The following is a 14,482-nucleotide window of genomic DNA, read 5'->3' on the forward strand; positions in this document are numbered from 1 at the left end:
GCCGGCAAAAGTTTTCGAAACTTTTGCAAATGTCTTACAAGACATTTGGCCCGGTCGCGGATGCTGCGCCCGGGCCATTTTCGTTTTACTGGGTGGCTTCTGCCTGAAGCCCCTCGGGCTGACCGACAACCACGAAATGCAGGTCCTCGGGCCGGAACAGGCGCTTGGCGACGCGGTTCATGTCGTCGAGCGTCAGAGCGTTCACAAGGTCATTGCGGTTCACCACGTAATCGGTCGGCAGCCCGTCCATCTGCATCCCCACGAGGATATTGGCGATTGGGCCGTTGCCGTCAAAGCGCAGCGGATAGGCCCCGGTCAGATAGGTCTTGGCCTCATCCAGCTCGGTCTGTGTGATGCCGGTTTCGGCCATATGCGCCCATTGCTCGCGCAACACCTCGATGGCTTGCGCAACCCTGTCATTGGCTGAAGCGACACGGCCAAGATAGAGCTCTGCATGATCCTTGGGCACGAGGTAGGAATAGACGCCATAGGTCAGCCCGCGTTTTTCGCGCAACTCGCGCATCAAACGGCTTTCCAGCCCGCCACCGCCGAAGATTTCGTTCAGCACGTAAGCGGCCAGGAAATCCTCATCGTGCCGCTCAAAACCCGGATGGCCAAACAGCACCACGGATTGCGGCGTGTCAAAGGGCACGACGGTCACGCCGCCGCTCAACTGATACGTCGCGGTTCCGGGCATGGGGGCGCCGGTCGCAGGCAGATCGCCCAAAAGATTGTCCAGAAGCGTGGCGAGTTCATCGGCATTGATATCGCCCACGGCGCTTACATACACGCGGTCGCGCGCAAGAGCGGCCTGATGCGCCGCCACGATGTCATCGCGGGTCAGCGTGGCCACGGTCTCTTCTGTTCCGTCGCGCGACGATCCATAGGGGTGGTCGCCAAAGGCCATGGCATCAAAGGTCTGGCCGACAATGGTGTCGGGGTCGGTCTTGTCGGACGCGATCCCCGACAGAACCTGTTTGCGGACCCGGTCGATGGCCTCTTGGGTGAAACTTGGCTCCACGATGGCACCGCGCAGCAGCGCCATGGCCTGATCCGTGGTGTCGGTCAGGAACTTTGCCGAAATCGACACCGAGTCATCATAGGCCCCGTAATCGAAGGACGCGGCCAATTCATCCGTGGCGCGTGCAAAGGCGCGCGCGTCCATGTCGCCGGTGCCTTCCTCCAGAAGCCCCATCATCAGGTTGGTCGCCCCGCGTTTGCCGGGCGCGTCCAGCGAAGCCCCGCCCTTGAAGCGCAATTCCAGCGCCACAAAGGGGATGGCGGGTTCTTCGACCAGCCAGGCCTTGATGCCGCCGGGCGTGGTGATCTCCTGAATCTCGATCTCGGCCCGCGCGGGCAGGGCGGCGATGACAAAGGCAATCAGGGCAAGGTAGAGCGTTTTCATTGGGTCACCTCAGGCGCGCGTTTGAGCCAGCTTGTCACGCTGGCGTTGCGGTCAAAGACCATCCGGGCGGCTTCCATGATGTCCTCCTCAGACACAGCGGCGAGGATCTCGGGCCAGGCCTGAATATCTTCGATGGTCAGACCGCTGGTCAGCGCGCGACCGTAACGGTTGGCCAGACTATCGACATTGTCGCGTGCATAGATACGGCTGGCTTCGAGTTTGCGTTTGATGGTGTTGAGGTCGTCCGCGTTCACACCGGTTTCCATGAATTCTGCCACCGCGGCGTCCATTGCCTCTTCGGCCTCTTCCAGCGACACGCCGGGCGCGGGGACCACGATCAGCGAGAAGGTCGTGTCATCCAGCGACACGCCGCGATAGGAGGCCCCGGCGTAGATCGACACCTTCTGCTCGAATTGCAGCTTTTCGTTCAGCACCGAAGTCTGCCCGCCGCCCAGCACCTCTGCCAGAAGCGACAGCGCTGCGGCGGTTTCCTGTGCGCCGGGGTCGCGTTCGGGCGCGAGGTAGGAGCGGATCACGTAAGGTTGTGATACGCGCGGGTCCTCGAACACCATGCGGCGCGGTGAGGTATGCGGCGGCTCTTGCGGACGATTGCGCGGCTTCAGGTCCGGATTCGGCGGCAACGGGCCGTAATGCTCGCGCGCCAGTGCCATGACCTCGTCGGGGTCGACATCGCCCGCGACGACGAGCACGGCGTTATTGGGCGCGTAATAGGTCTGGTAGTAATCCAGCGCCGCCTCAAGCCCCAGACCTTCCATCTCGTGCCGCCAGCCGATGATCGGCACGCCGTAGCGATGGTTGAGATACTGTGCTGCGCGCATCTGTTCGCGCATCAGAGCGCCGGGGTCGTTCTCGGTGCGCTGGTTACGCTCTTCGATGATCACCTCGCGTTCGATGCGGATTTCTTCCTCGCCCAGTTGCAGATTGACCATCCGGTCGGCTTCCATCTGCATCATGAGCTCCAGCCTGTCGGCGGCGACGCGCTGGAAATAGGCGGTCTGATCATAGCTGGTGAACGCATTGTCGGTGCCGCCATTCGCCGCCACCACGCGGGACAATTCTCCCGGCTCCATGTTCGTGGTGCCCTGAAACAGCAGGTGTTCCAGAAAATGCGCCACGCCCGAGACGCCGGGTTTCTCATCGGCGCTGCCCGCCTTGTACCAGACCATGTGCACGGCAACCGGGGCGCGGTGGTCCTCGATCACGACGACCTGCATGCCGTTGTCGAGCATCCCGGTCGTCACCTCGTCACGCAGCACGTCAAGCGCATGGGCCACGGGGGCAAGAGTGGCCAGCAAAAAGCCTCCCGCACACAGGGCCGATTGAAGCTTTCTCATTGGATGGAAAGGCATGCATGTCTCCTGAAATCTATGGACATAACAATGTCCGTGCCCCCCGTAATATCAAGGGGCAGTTGCGTGACAGTTGCGTGAGTTGAATGAAAGTGACGTTTATTCGTCGTAGCCCGGCGGGGATGCCGCGGGTGTGCGCACCCCGGCCTTACGCCAGATGCGCAGCACGTAATACGGGTCAATCGCCATGCGGCGATAGGCGTCGTAATAGTTGTCCTTGCGCTGGATCGACCAGGTGAACAGCGATTTGCGCTTGCGGAATTCAAGATCTTCCGCGGCCAGCGACTGACGGATATTGCCCTGACGACCAAAGCGCGAGGCATGATTGACCAGTGCGCCATCGCTGCGCGACACACCTTCAGAGCGCGGTTCGACGCGATTGCCATCACCACCCAGAGCCGCCACGGCATCGGCCTCGGGCGTTTGGTCGGTGCGGTTCTTGCCGCCCGGGGTGGGCGCGGGCAGCTGAGCCAGATTCTCGGGCCTCTCAAGCGGTTTGGGCGGCACGATAGAGAATTCTTCGGGGCCGTCATCGTTGATGCGCAACTCGTGCAGCGTGATGTCACGATTCCCACAAGCAGCCAGACCCACCAACAGGGCCACGGCGATCCCGAATTTTGCAGTTTGCATCACCATCATGCGACGGACTCCACCTCAACTTGGCCCAGACTTAACGGATTGCGCGGGCAAGGTCACGAGCCGTTTTTGCCTTTTGGCGCAGTGTTGCTGCCCCCGGAAAACAGCACAAGCCCGAAGGCCCCTACAAAGATCGCAATATCGGCGACATTGAAGGCATAGGGGTTTTCGATCCCGCAACAGGACATGTTCAGGAAATCGGCGACCGCGCCATAAACGAAACGGTCCACCACATTGCCCAGGGCACCCCCAACAAGGATCCCGGCGGAGATCTTGCCGATGCGCCCGGGCGGTTCGCGCCAGACCCAGACCAGCACAAAGACGACGATGATCAGCGCAATGGCGATCAGCACCCAGCGCATGGCCTCGGCATGTCCGGAGAAAAGCCCGAAATTGATGCCCGTGTTCCACGCCATGCGCAGGTTAAGAAGCGGCGGCAGAACGTCGATCTCGCCCAGAACCCGCAGGTTCATGGCATGCACGACGATGTATTTGGTCACCTGGTCCAGCAGGAAAATCCACAAACCTGCCCAAAACACCGTTCGCATGCCGCTCTCCTTGTCCGGCGCGAGGTTGCTCGCGCCGGTTATTATCCCTCGGCGCTTAGTGCCGGAAATGCCGCATCCCTGTAAAGACCATGGCAAGCCCGGCCTCGTCGGCGGCTGCGATCACCTCGTCATCGCGCATCGAGCCGCCCGGCTGGATGACACAGGTCGCACCGGCGGCCGCGGCTTCCATCAGCCCGTCAGGGAAGGGGAAAAACGCATCTGACGCCACGGCGGACCCGATGGTCAGCGGTGCGGGCAGACCCAGCGCCTCGGCCATGCGTTCGGCCTTTTTCGCCGCGATCAGCGCCGAATCGACACGGCTCATCTGACCGGCGCCGACACCCACGGTGGCGCCATCCTTGACGTAGACGATGGCGTTGGATTTGACGTGTTTGGCCACTTTCCAGGCAAAGAGCAGATCGCGCAGTTGCGCATCCGTGGGCGCAACCTTGGTCACGACCTTGAGGTCATCAAGCCCGATATACCCCACATCCTTGTCCTGAACGAGGAAACCGCCCGCAACCTGGCGCAGCGTCTGGCCGCCCGCACGCACATCGGGCAGGCCGCCGGTGGTCAGCAGGCGCAGGTTCTTCTTGGCGGCAAAGACCTCTTTGGCCTCGTCCGTCGCCTCGGGGGCGATCACGACTTCGGTAAAGATGCCTGCCATCTCGCGCGCGGTGTCACCGTCCAGCGTTCCGTTCAGCGCCACAATGCCGCCAAAGGCCGATGTGCGGTCACAATCAAATGCCGCCTTGTAGGCCTCCAGCATCGTCGCGCCACGGGCCACGCCGCAGGGATTGGCGTGTTTGATGATCGCCACGGCGGGGCTGTCGGCGGGATCAAATTCGGCCACCAGCTCGAACGCCGCGTCGGTGTCGTTGATATTGTTGTAGCTTAGCTCCTTGCCCTGATGCTGCGTCGCGGTGGCCACGCCGGGGCGGTTGGAACCATCGACATAGAACGCTGCTTTCTGATGCGGGTTTTCGCCATAGCGCAGGGATTGACGGACCTGACCGGCGATGGCGCGGCGGCGCGGGGTTTGCTCGCCGATCGCACCGGCCATCCAGCCTGAGACAGCCGCGTCATAGGCCCCGGTGCGGGCATAGGCGATCTGCGCCAACCGCTGACGAAAGGCGAAGGAAGTGGCCCCGCCATTGGCGTTCAGTTCCATGAGCAGGGCATCGTAGTCCTCGACGTCAACAACGGTCGTCACAAACCCATGGTTCTTGGCCGCCGCGCGGATCATCGCCGGGCCGCCAATGTCGATATTCTCGATCATCTCTTCGTACCCGGCACCACGGGCCAATGCCGCTTCGAACGGGTAGAGATTGACGACGAGCAGGTCGATCCCGCCGATGCCGTGTTCGTCCATTGCGGCCACGTGTTCGTCATTGTCGCGCAGCGCCAGAAGCCCGCCATGCACCATCGGGTGCAGCGTCTTGACCCGGCCATCCATCATTTCGGGAAAGCCGGTCACATCGGCCACGTCACGCACGGGCAGGCCCGCATCGCGGATTGCCTTGGCCGAGCCACCGGTGGACAGCAATTCAACACCGCGCTCATCCAGCGCGCTGGCAAGGTCAATCAGACCGGTCTTGTCGGAAACGGAAAGGAGCGCGCGCCGCACAGGCACGAGGCGGGTATCATCTGTCATGTCAGTCGGGGTCCCGAGGTCAGCTGTCAAAGTCGTAGTCGTCGTCCCGGTAGAGGTCCCTGACCGCAATCGCAGTTTCCTGCGCCTTGGATAGTGACCACCGGATGCGCGTCGCATACTCCATTGCCCGGTGAGTTAAAACGATCTGTTTCGTCGCGCGTGGTCTCAGCCGCCCGGATTCCAGATAAACCGAAGGTTCGAGCGACATTTCCGCCTCACCTTCGTGCCGGAAGACCCAGATTTCCCCGGATCGCAGAGCCAGTGATACCGCTGTGCCGCCCAGATCAATCTCGCAATCCACATCAGGGTGCAGGTGGAAGCGGATGTGAAACGGGACACCAGCAAGGCGCACCGCATCCATGGCCTTGTCAAATCGGCGCTTCTCCGTCGCTTTGAGAGCCAGCAGCATGTCCTCTCCCACCAATGCGCGGCCATCGAATGTCAGTTCCAGAATGCGCGCATGGGTCAGGCCATGGGTGCTGAGATAGCCATCATGCCCGCCCTCGAACAGCAGGCCGTCATTTGCATGGCTGATCTGGACCGGCACGTCCTGCGGCGCGTCTTCGAGCATTTCGCGCCGCGCCCCACCGATCAGCCCTTCTTTGCCCAGCCGTGCGCTGGAATAGCCCTCAAGCGCCAGCGTGGAATGCGACGGCGTCGCGCGTCCGGCCCGCCGCCAGTCTTCGCCAAAGGCCGCGCCGGAGCCGCAATTCACGATCAGCGGGCGTCTGCCCGAGGTCAGCTCAAACGCCAGTGTCGAGGCATGCGCGTTGAACGACGCCATGCCGCGCGGCGGCGCGCTGGCATCCACGATGACTGATGTGCGCCCCGCCGAAAGGCGCGCAAACCCCATGGCCAGCCCATCGGCCTGATTGCGGACACCCGATGCGGCCAGCGCCTGATCCAGCCGCCCGTCAAGCCCCCGCCCGCCACCGTGAAACCGTGCCAGCCCGCCATCCGCGTGGCGCAGCGCGCGCAAGGTGGGGGCAATCCGCTCGATGGCCTGCTGGTGGAGATCGTCCACGCTGTTTTTCGTTTCCTCCAGCGCGGCGGCCGCCCAGGTCAAAAGTGTGAAAACCTCCAGCAACTCTTCGGGGTTTCGCGTCGGAATGCCGCCCTGCTCATCGATCTGGCGGGCGCATTCGCGGGCCAGCGCGCTTTTGGCGGGTCCGACGAACTGTTCCATCCCGCTGAGCGAGATCCCGGCATAGAGCAGGCCGGTCAGTGCCTCAAAACGGGGCAGTCCCGGCGCAGCCTTGGGCCAGCGGCGACCAAGAAACAGGGTTTGGTGCGCGAGGGACTTGTAGAACGCCTCGGATTCGGCGGCTTCCCGCCCCATCAACAGAAACAGCGCGTGATGTGTCCATCGGATCAATCGCCGCCCGGCCAGATCCGGGGTCCAACCTGGGCCGCTGCCATTGTCATAGCGCTCGATCCAGCCCCAAAGCCATTTCTGCGCCACCGCGCGCGCATTGGCATCGCCGACTGCCGCAAGATCGTCGAGCCAGCCAAAACCGTGGATCTGTTCGACAAAGGCCGCATCGGGCGCGGGCAAGTCCCAGATCATGGCATCGTTCGCCTCGATCAGGTGACCGGCAAACATGAGGTTGCCCGCAATAAGCTGTCGGCCCCGGTTGAAGGATCCGATAGTGCGCGGTTCGGGTTGCGAGACGAAGCCGGTAGCGGCGCGCGCGCGTGACGTCAGCCGCGCGTGAACACGGTGCATCAGGCGCGTATACCGCGCTGACCAGCTTTCGTTTCCGGACATCTGCTCTGCCTCATCCGCACTTTGGTGCGTTTCTTGAGGCGATCTTACCCTTTGCCAAGCCCAAAGTCACCTTTGAAACGCTTTGTGCAGGGGGATGGCGATGAGCGGCTCAGCCCTTTTGCAGGCAGCACATGTAAAACCCGTCCATACCGCCGCGATCGGCCCAGAAATCGGGGCGCAGGCGCAGCCCTCCCTCGTCGCTGTGCCAGACCGGCTCGACACCGGGCAATGCGAACGCGTCAGGCAGGGCGCGCAAATCGGAATGGCGGGCCAGCGCTTCTTCGATCTGGCATTCGCCTTCATCGGGGATCAGCGAACAGGTGCAGTAGATCAACCGCCCGCCGGGTTTCAGCAGGCTCAGCGCGTGATCGAGCATCGCCGATTGCAGGCCGATCAATTCGCCGATTTCAGCCCCGTCACGGGCAAGCGGCAGGTCGGGATGCCTGCGGATTGTGCCGGTGGCCGAACAAGGCGCGTCAAGCACGATGGCGTCAAACGGCCCGCCCGTATAGGTCAGCGCATCCTCGGCGACGATTTCGGCGTTCAACCCTGTGCGGGTGAGATTCTCGCGGAGCCTTTCAAGCCGGGATGCCGACAGGTCGAGCGCGGTAACATTCGCCCCGGCCGCAGCCAGTTGCAGCGTCTTGCCCCCCGGCGCGGCGCACATGTCCAGCACGTTCAGGCCCGCGACGTCACCCAGCCCGCGCACCGGCAGGGCCGCGGCTGCATCCTGTACCCACCATGCGCCGTCTTCATACCCGGCAAGCGCGCTGACCTGCCCGGCGTTACTCAGCCGCACGGAGCCGGTGGGCAACAGCGTGCCATCCAGTTTTTCGACCCATGGCGCCGCATCCGCCCTGACGGTCAGATCAACCGGCGCCCCGGCGAAATGCGCCGCTTCGATGGCCCCCAGAACATCCGCGCCATACGCGTCCCGCAGCGGTCCGCGCAGCCATTTCGGCAGGTGCGGCACGCGCAGTTCGCTCCATTTGGCGGGCCCTTCGCGCGACACCTTGCGCAGGACCGCGTTCACGAGGCCTGCGAAATGCCGCGTGCGTTTTCCGCGTTGCACGGTGTTGACGGCCTCGTTCACCACGCCATGCGCGTCGCCCCCCATGCATAGCTCCACCGTCGCCAGCCGCAGAAGGTTGTGCACCGCGGGCGGCGGCATCTTGCGCAGGAAGGGTTTGAGTACACGGTCGGCGCGTTCCAGCCCGCGCAGCGTGTCGGTTGCCAGGCGCTGGGCGCGGGCGCGGTCGGGCGGGGGCAGGCGCAGATGCCGCTTGTCGCCCAGCAATTCGGACAACAGCCGCTGTTCCTCGAGAACCTGTCCCAGCAGCCAAAGCGCCCCGTCGCGGGCGGTGGGAGTATCTGTCATGCCTGTCACCTGCGCCAACGGGCCCGCTTGCCGGGACCCGAATTGGGCGTATATCAAGGCCATGACAAAGAGGAAAGCATCATGACCGACGCGTCAGCCCCACAAGCCACGCCAACGCCCGAGACGGAAGAAGAACGCCGTGCCAGGCTGCCCGAGGTGGCGCGCCGCGCACTGGAAGAGGCGGACGCGCGCCGCGCTGCGGCGGCTGGTGATCCGGACCTGCCGCCGGAACTGGGAGGGCGCGACGGGCCGGAGCCGGTGCGTTACGGCGATTGGGAAAAGAAGGGGTTGGCGATCGATTTTTGATGGCCAAACGGGCGTGCGTCAGCGCCTGTAACTTGCGTTTCAGATCGTGTTTCAGTCGCCGGTCAACGCTCCGCCTGCAATTCGGGGCGTTCCCCGCCATCTTTCGCACATCCAAGGCACGAAAAGGCCGAATAGCTTTACCTTGGCGTGGCAGGGACCTTTCTCATTGCATATGTCACGGGCGCCGGCTGCGCCCCGTGACACTGTTGACGCCACGCTGTTCCTCGCATCTGATGCAAGCGGGATGATGACAGGACAGGCGCTGTTCCAGGACGGCGGTGTTGAAGTGACTGGGTAGAGGCATGAACACGGCTTGGATCGCAGTAGATTGGGGCACGTCGAAACTGCGCGCCTGGGTCATGGGGACAGATGGGCGTGAAATCGCGGCGCTGTCCTCGGATCAGGGTATGGGGCAACTGGCCCCCGAGGTGTTTGAACCGACACTCGTGGAGTTGCTTGCTCCGTATCTCAGCGCGGATAAACGCGCGCCCGTTATCGCCTGCGGCATGGTGGGTGCGCGTCAGGGCTGGGCCGAAGCGCCCTATGCGGCGGTGCCCTGTGCCCCGCCGGGTCTGTCCGAAGCCGTCCGTCCATCCACATCAGACTCAAGTCTTGCCGTGCATATCCTGCCGGGCGTCAAACAGGCCGATCCGCCGGATGTGATGCGCGGTGAGGAAACCCAGATCGCCGGTTTCCTGGCTCAGCAACCCGATTTCGACGGCATCCTGTGCCTGCCCGGGACGCACACGAAATGGGTGCAGATCAGCGCCGGTGAAATCGTCAGTTTTCGCACGGTGATGACCGGAGAGCTTTTTGCGCTCCTGTCTCAAAAGTCTGTCTTGCGCCATTCTGTCAGCGGCGAGGGCTGGGACGACAGCGCGTTTGAGGCGGCGATCAATGATGCCATGACATCGCCGCAGCATTTGACTGCGCGGCTCTTTGCGTTGCGGGCGGGCGCGCTCTTGGACGGGCTGTCACCGGATACCGCGCGGGCGCGCCTGTCCGGTTATTTGCTGGGTCTGGAACTGGCCGGAACGCGCCCTTACTGGCTTGGCCAACAGGTGGCGATCATTGGGGCTGGTGGGCTTGCCCAACGATATGAAGCTGCGTTGACCATCGTGGGGGCCATGGTGCAGGTCACGGATGGCGCGGGGCTGACCCTTGCGGGATTGACCCGCGCCTATGCTGAATTGCAAGGACAGGACAGATGAGCCGGGAAATCATTGCCATTTTGCGGGGTGTAACACCGGATGAGGTGACAGAAATCGGAGCAGCCCTGATCGAGGCAGGCATCGACCGGATCGAGGTGCCGCTGAACTCACCACGCCCGCTGGAGTCGATTGGCCACCTCGCAGAGGCCTTTGGCGGCAATGCCATGATTGGTGCGGGTACGGTACTCAGCCTTGATCAAGTACAAGCGGTGGCGAGTGTTGGAGGCCGCATGATCGTATCGCCGGACTGCAATCCGGCTGTGATCGACGCCACCAAAGAATTGGGCCTGCTGTCTTATCCCGGCGTCGCAACGCCCAGTGAATGTTTCACGGCCCTGCGTCACGGGGCGGATGGGCTGAAGCTGTTCCCTTCATTCCTGATCGGACCTGAAGGGGTGAGGGCCATTGCGGCGGTATTGCCGCCCGGGACCCGGACTTATGCTGTGGGCGGCGTCGGACCCGAAAATTTTGCCGAATGGGCGGCAGCGGGCGTGACCGGTTTCGGCATCGGAACCAGCCTTTTTAAACCGGGCCTGTCCGCAAAGGACGTGCAAGCCCGGGCGGGCGTGATCGTGGCTGCCTATGATACGGCGATGACAGGATAAGACACCTTTCGAGCTGCCGCGCTAATCGGCGAGCCCCAGCACGTCGATCATGTCATATTCGCCGGGGCCCTGATCCAGCCCCCAAAGCGCAGCCTTGAGCGCGCCGCGGGCAAAGACCGAGCGGTCGCTGGCCACATGGCGCAGGGTGATGCGCTCGCCCGTGGCGGCAAACATCACGTCATGTTCGCCCACGATGTCGCCGCCGCGAATGACGGAAAAGCCGATATCGCCGCGTTTGCGAGCGCCTGTGATGCCGTCGCGCGCGCGGTCCTCGACCGCCTGCAGCGACACGCCGCGCCCTTTGGCCGCCGCTTCGCCCAGCATCAGCGCCGTGCCAGACGGCGCGTCAACCTTGCGGTTGTGATGCGCCTCGATCACCTCGATGTCGTAATCGTCATCCAGCGCCTTTGCGACTTTCTCGACCAGCCGGGTCAACAGGTTCACGCCCAGCGACATGTTGCCGGCCCGGACCACGACCGCATGGCGCGCCGCGGCCTGGATCTTGGCAAGGTGCTGTTCTTCCATGCCGGTGGTGCCGATCACATGCACCATGCGCGCCTGTGCCGCCAGATGGGCGAAACCCACCGTAGCCTCCGGAGCAGTAAAGTCGATCACCACCTGCGCATTGGCAAAGACCTCCAACGGATCGTCGCTGACCGTCACGCCAAGCGCCGCACCGCCCATACATTCGCCCACATCACGACCGACCCAGTTATGACCTTCGCGCTCGATCGCGCCGACAAGCTGCACCTTGTCATGCTCAAGAACCGTGCGGATCAGCATTTGGCCCATGCGGCCCGAGGCGCCGGTGATCACGATACCGGGAAGAGGTGCGCTCATTTTCTTGTCTCCTTTGACCCTGGTCCTCCAATAACCCGGCGCGCGCCGCTTGGCAAAGCCCGTCATAGGGCTTAAGTCGCCACCATGGCCAAGAACAGATTCCATGACGGCGACGGCCCGTCCCAACGCCAGCTGCGCGTCGGAGAGTTGATCCGCCGCACCCTGAGCGACGTGTTGATGCGCGGTGATATCCACGATCCTGACCTCAACCGCATGTCCATCACCGTGGGAGAGGTGCGCACTTCCCCCGACCTCAAGGTGGCAACGGTCTATGTCTGTCCGCTGGGCGGGCAGGGGCAGGACGAGGTGATCGGGCTTCTGGCGCGCAACAAATCCGAACTCCGCCGCGCCGTCAGCAAGCAATTGACGCTGAAATTCGCGCCCGATCTGAGGTTCCGCATCGACGAGACTTTCGACCGGATGGACGAAACGCGGCGCATGTTCGCGCAGGAGACCGTGCGGCGCGACGTGGAAGAGTGATGCGCATCCTGCTTGCCGCGCTGTTGCTGACCCTTGCCGCGGCGCGGGCAGAGGCGGTGGAATGTCGCGACATCACCTATCAGGGCAACCGTTACGCCATTTGCGAAGTCGCTCCCGCCGAGGAGACCCTGCGCCTCTTCCGCGCAGCGCCGGATGGCACGCCCTATGGGCATTTCTCGATTCTGGACGAGGCATTGCGCGCCAGAGGTGAGGCATTGGCCTTTGCCACCAATGGCGGCATGTATCACGAAAACCGCAGCCCCGTGGGCCACTATATCGAAGACGGCGCCGAACAGATGCGGGTTATCGCCAGCGACGGGCCGGGCAATTTCGGGCTCTTGCCGAACGGGGTGTTCTGTATCGGCGAAGGATGGGCGCAGGTGTATGAGACGGGCGTTTACCTGTCCCAGAACCCGGCCTGCCGATATGCCACGCAATCCGGGCCCATGCTGGTCATTGCCGGAGAGTTGCATCCCGATTTCCTGCCCGACAGTACGTCGCGCTATATCCGCAATGGTGTCGGGGCCAGCGCCGATGGCAGCCGTGTTGTCTTTGCCATCTCCAACAACACCGTGACCTTTCACGAATTCGGCTCGCTTTTCCGCGACGCGCTGAACCTGCCGAATGCGCTGTTTCTGGATGGAAATGTCTCGCGGTTATATGCGCCCGGGATTGGCCGGGACGATCTGGGGTTTCCCATGGGACCGATTGTTGCGGTGACGGTGCCGCGCGCGAATTGACAGCGCCGCAGGCTTTGGGTAGGTCGCCGCTCTCTGGATACATCGAGGATTGGCATGGGACGCAGACGCAAGGGGCGTGACATTTCCGGGTGGCTTGTGATGGACAAGCCTGCGGGCCTGACCTCGACCGCCGTGGTGAACAAGGTGCGCTGGGCCTTTGACGCAAAGAAAGCGGGCCATGCTGGCACTCTGGACCCCGATGCGACCGGGCTTCTGGCCGTGGCGCTGGGCGAGGCGACCAAGACGGTGCCCTATGTGACCGACGCGCTCAAAGCCTATGAGTTTACCGTGCGCTGGGGGCAGGCGACAAATACCGACGATGCCGAGGGTGAGGTGATTGCCACGCGCGACACGCGCCCGTCCGAGGACGAGATCAAAGCCGCGCTGGGCCAGTTCGTCGGCGATATTCAACAGGTTCCGCCCAAGTTCTCGGCGGTCAAGATCGACGGTGAGCGCGCCTATAAATTGGCCCGCGATGGCGAAGATGTAGAGATTGAACCGCGCCCGCTCTGGGTCGAGGAATTGCTGCTGATTGATGTGCCGGATATCGATCATGCCGTTTTTGAGATGACCTGTGGCAAGGGCGGGTATGTCCGGTCCATCGCGCGTGATCTTGGAGAGGCGTTGGGCTGTCTTGGCCACGTGGTTACGTTGCGCCGCCTGTGGTCCGGGCCGTTTGATCTGGAAGGTGCGGTCACGCTGGACCAGGTCGAGGCGCTGGCCAAATCGCCCGAGATCGACGCGCTGCTGCGCCCCTTGGAAGAGGGGTTGCAGGATCTGCCGGAACTGCGCTGCTCGGAGATTGCGGCCACCCGTTTGCGCAATGGCAACGCGGCAGAGGTCATCGGCAGCGACGTGGAATTCGGCGACACGGCCTGGGTCAGCCACAATGGCGTGCCGGTGGCGGTGGGGGAGTATCGTGGCGGGACGCTTCAGCCCTCGCGCGTTTTCGTGCTGTCCTGAGCGATGCTTGACGTCCGTTCGCATGATGATGGGGATTGCCGGTCCGAAGCCGTGTTTTCCGAGTGCGGGACCTATCGCTACCGGCTGACCCGTACATGGGACGCCAACCGTGGACGTCTGCTCTATATCATGCTCAACCCGTCCAAGGCGTGCGAAAGGAAAAACGACCCGACCATCGCGCGCTGCCAGAAACGTGCTGAACTTTTGGGCTATGGCGGGTTGGATGTGGTGAACCTGTTTGCCTTTCGCGCGACAGATCCTGCGGACCTGCGTGCCGCCGTTGAGCCCGTCGGGCCGGAGAATGATGCGACGCTCATTCAAGCTTGCGGCGAGGCGGATTGCATACTTGCCGCATGGGGAGTGCATGGTCGCCATCAGGGGCGCGACCAAACGGTGATGTCTTTGCTGAATGGCGCAGGCCATTCATTGCATGTTCTGGGCCTGACCCGGCACGGCCTTCCCCGGCATCCGCTTTACGTGTCCTATGCCAATCGGCCGGAGCCGTGGTCACCAAGCGCGTTAACCAATTGATCAGAAAGGATTTGCGTCGACGCGGCGATGCGCGCACCTTCAGGGTG

General features: G+C 63.1%; 15 protein-coding genes. 7 read left to right on the plus strand and 8 right to left on the minus strand.

From position 1 onward, the window contains the following. Positions 1-85: 85 nt before the first annotated feature. From PGB28_RS13140 to PGB28_RS13170, 7 genes are all read right to left on the minus strand, one after another. Positions 86-1,405 carry a M16 family metallopeptidase gene (locus PGB28_RS13140; RefSeq protein WP_271421975.1) on the minus strand — a complete coding sequence of 440 codons (1,320 nt, stop codon included), beginning with the start codon at positions 1,403-1,405 and terminating at the stop codon, positions 86-88. Further along, the gene (locus PGB28_RS13145; protein ID WP_271421976.1) at positions 1,402-2,760 is read right to left on the minus strand and encodes a M16 family metallopeptidase; all 1,359 of its coding nucleotides are present in this window, start codon (positions 2,758-2,760) and stop codon (positions 1,402-1,404) included. The genes PGB28_RS13140 and PGB28_RS13145 overlap by 4 nt, the downstream gene beginning before the upstream one ends. A gap of 114 nt (positions 2,761-2,874) precedes the next feature. Continuing rightward, complete coding sequence (locus tag PGB28_RS13150) at positions 2,875-3,414, minus strand: DUF3035 domain-containing protein (RefSeq protein WP_271421977.1); 540 nt, start codon at positions 3,412-3,414, stop codon at positions 2,875-2,877. Between the two features lie 53 nt (positions 3,415-3,467). Beyond that, entirely contained in the window at positions 3,468-3,959 is a 492-nt protein-coding gene (gene lspA / locus PGB28_RS13155) for a signal peptidase II (RefSeq protein ID WP_271421978.1), read from the minus strand. Between the two features lie 55 nt (positions 3,960-4,014). Further along, complete coding sequence (gene purH, locus PGB28_RS13160) at positions 4,015-5,613, minus strand: bifunctional phosphoribosylaminoimidazolecarboxamide formyltransferase/IMP cyclohydrolase (protein WP_271421979.1); 1,599 nt, start codon at positions 5,611-5,613, stop codon at positions 4,015-4,017. A 19-nt stretch (positions 5,614-5,632) separates the two neighbouring features. After that, complete coding sequence (locus PGB28_RS13165; protein WP_271421980.1) at positions 5,633-7,381, minus strand: heparinase II/III family protein; 1,749 nt, start codon at positions 7,379-7,381, stop codon at positions 5,633-5,635. A 109-nt stretch (positions 7,382-7,490) separates the two neighbouring features. Continuing rightward, positions 7,491-8,759 carry an RsmB/NOP family class I SAM-dependent RNA methyltransferase gene (locus PGB28_RS13170; protein ID WP_271421981.1) on the minus strand — a complete coding sequence of 423 codons (1,269 nt, stop codon included), beginning with the start codon at positions 8,757-8,759 and terminating at the stop codon, positions 7,491-7,493. A gap of 81 nt (positions 8,760-8,840) precedes the next feature. Here PGB28_RS13170 and PGB28_RS13175 point away from each other — a divergent pair, with 81 nt between their 5' ends. From PGB28_RS13175 to PGB28_RS13190, 3 genes are all read left to right on the plus strand, one after another. After that, the gene (locus PGB28_RS13175) at positions 8,841-9,065 is read left to right on the plus strand and encodes a DUF1674 domain-containing protein (RefSeq protein ID WP_271421982.1); all 225 of its coding nucleotides are present in this window, start codon (positions 8,841-8,843) and stop codon (positions 9,063-9,065) included. Between the two features lie 302 nt (positions 9,066-9,367). Continuing rightward, positions 9,368-10,276 carry a 2-dehydro-3-deoxygalactonokinase gene (locus PGB28_RS13185; RefSeq protein WP_271421983.1) on the plus strand — a complete coding sequence of 303 codons (909 nt, stop codon included), beginning with the start codon at positions 9,368-9,370 and terminating at the stop codon, positions 10,274-10,276. Next, positions 10,273-10,881 (plus strand): 2-dehydro-3-deoxy-6-phosphogalactonate aldolase, encoded by a 609-nt coding sequence (locus PGB28_RS13190; protein WP_271421984.1) that lies wholly within the window; start codon positions 10,273-10,275, stop codon positions 10,879-10,881. The genes PGB28_RS13185 and PGB28_RS13190 overlap by 4 nt, the downstream gene beginning before the upstream one ends. 21 nt (positions 10,882-10,902) lie before the next feature. Here PGB28_RS13190 and dapB read toward each other — a convergent pair whose 3' ends face one another. Then, positions 10,903-11,721, minus strand: coding sequence for a 4-hydroxy-tetrahydrodipicolinate reductase (gene dapB / locus PGB28_RS13195; RefSeq protein ID WP_271421985.1), 819 nt, complete (start codon positions 11,719-11,721; stop codon positions 10,903-10,905). A gap of 84 nt (positions 11,722-11,805) precedes the next feature. Between dapB and rbfA the strand changes: the two genes are divergently transcribed. The 4 genes from rbfA to PGB28_RS13215 are packed head-to-tail and all read left to right on the plus strand — an operon-like array spanning position 11,806 to position 14,435. Continuing rightward, positions 11,806-12,201, plus strand: coding sequence for a 30S ribosome-binding factor RbfA (gene rbfA, locus PGB28_RS13200; protein WP_271421986.1), 396 nt, complete (start codon positions 11,806-11,808; stop codon positions 12,199-12,201). Continuing rightward, the gene (locus PGB28_RS13205; RefSeq protein WP_271421987.1) at positions 12,201-12,941 is read left to right on the plus strand and encodes a phosphodiester glycosidase family protein; all 741 of its coding nucleotides are present in this window, start codon (positions 12,201-12,203) and stop codon (positions 12,939-12,941) included. The genes rbfA and PGB28_RS13205 overlap by 1 nt, the downstream gene beginning before the upstream one ends. A 54-nt stretch (positions 12,942-12,995) precedes the next feature. Next, positions 12,996-13,904 carry a tRNA pseudouridine(55) synthase TruB gene (truB, locus tag PGB28_RS13210; protein ID WP_271421988.1) on the plus strand — a complete coding sequence of 303 codons (909 nt, stop codon included), beginning with the start codon at positions 12,996-12,998 and terminating at the stop codon, positions 13,902-13,904. Positions 13,905-13,907: 3 nt separating this feature from the next. After that, positions 13,908-14,435 (plus strand): DUF1643 domain-containing protein, encoded by a 528-nt coding sequence (locus PGB28_RS13215; protein WP_271421989.1) that lies wholly within the window; start codon positions 13,908-13,910, stop codon positions 14,433-14,435. Positions 14,436-14,482: the final 47 nt, after the last annotated feature.

This window comes from Primorskyibacter aestuariivivens, assembly GCF_028023675.1.
GTDB classification, from domain to species: Bacteria; Pseudomonadota; Alphaproteobacteria; order Rhodobacterales; family Rhodobacteraceae; genus Marinovum; species Marinovum aestuariivivens.

Excerpts from the sequence above, each read along its gene's own strand:
- PGB28_RS13140 (WP_271421975.1), bottom strand. The coding sequence starts at position 1,405 with ATGAAAACGCTCTACCTTGCCCTGATTGCCTTTGTCATCGCCGCCCTG.
- PGB28_RS13145 (WP_271421976.1), bottom strand. The coding sequence starts at position 2,760 with ATGAGAAAGCTTCAATCGGCCCTGTGTGCGGGAGGCTTTTTGCTGGCC.
- PGB28_RS13150 (WP_271421977.1), bottom strand. The coding sequence starts at position 3,414 with ATGATGGTGATGCAAACTGCAAAATTCGGGATCGCCGTGGCCCTGTTG.
- lspA (WP_271421978.1), bottom strand. The coding sequence starts at position 3,959 with ATGCGAACGGTGTTTTGGGCAGGTTTGTGGATTTTCCTGCTGGACCAG.
- purH (WP_271421979.1), bottom strand. The coding sequence starts at position 5,613 with ATGACAGATGATACCCGCCTCGTGCCTGTGCGGCGCGCGCTCCTTTCC.
- PGB28_RS13165 (WP_271421980.1), bottom strand. The coding sequence starts at position 7,381 with ATGTCCGGAAACGAAAGCTGGTCAGCGCGGTATACGCGCCTGATGCAC.
- PGB28_RS13170 (WP_271421981.1), bottom strand. The coding sequence starts at position 8,759 with ATGACAGATACTCCCACCGCCCGCGACGGGGCGCTTTGGCTGCTGGGA.
- PGB28_RS13175 (WP_271421982.1), top strand. The coding sequence starts at position 8,841 with ATGACCGACGCGTCAGCCCCACAAGCCACGCCAACGCCCGAGACGGAA.
- PGB28_RS13185 (WP_271421983.1), top strand. The coding sequence starts at position 9,368 with ATGAACACGGCTTGGATCGCAGTAGATTGGGGCACGTCGAAACTGCGC.
- PGB28_RS13190 (WP_271421984.1), top strand. The coding sequence starts at position 10,273 with ATGAGCCGGGAAATCATTGCCATTTTGCGGGGTGTAACACCGGATGAG.
- dapB (WP_271421985.1), bottom strand. The coding sequence starts at position 11,721 with ATGAGCGCACCTCTTCCCGGTATCGTGATCACCGGCGCCTCGGGCCGC.
- rbfA (WP_271421986.1), top strand. The coding sequence starts at position 11,806 with ATGGCCAAGAACAGATTCCATGACGGCGACGGCCCGTCCCAACGCCAG.
- PGB28_RS13205 (WP_271421987.1), top strand. The coding sequence starts at position 12,201 with ATGCGCATCCTGCTTGCCGCGCTGTTGCTGACCCTTGCCGCGGCGCGG.
- truB (WP_271421988.1), top strand. The coding sequence starts at position 12,996 with ATGGGACGCAGACGCAAGGGGCGTGACATTTCCGGGTGGCTTGTGATG.
- PGB28_RS13215 (WP_271421989.1), top strand. The coding sequence starts at position 13,908 with ATGCTTGACGTCCGTTCGCATGATGATGGGGATTGCCGGTCCGAAGCC.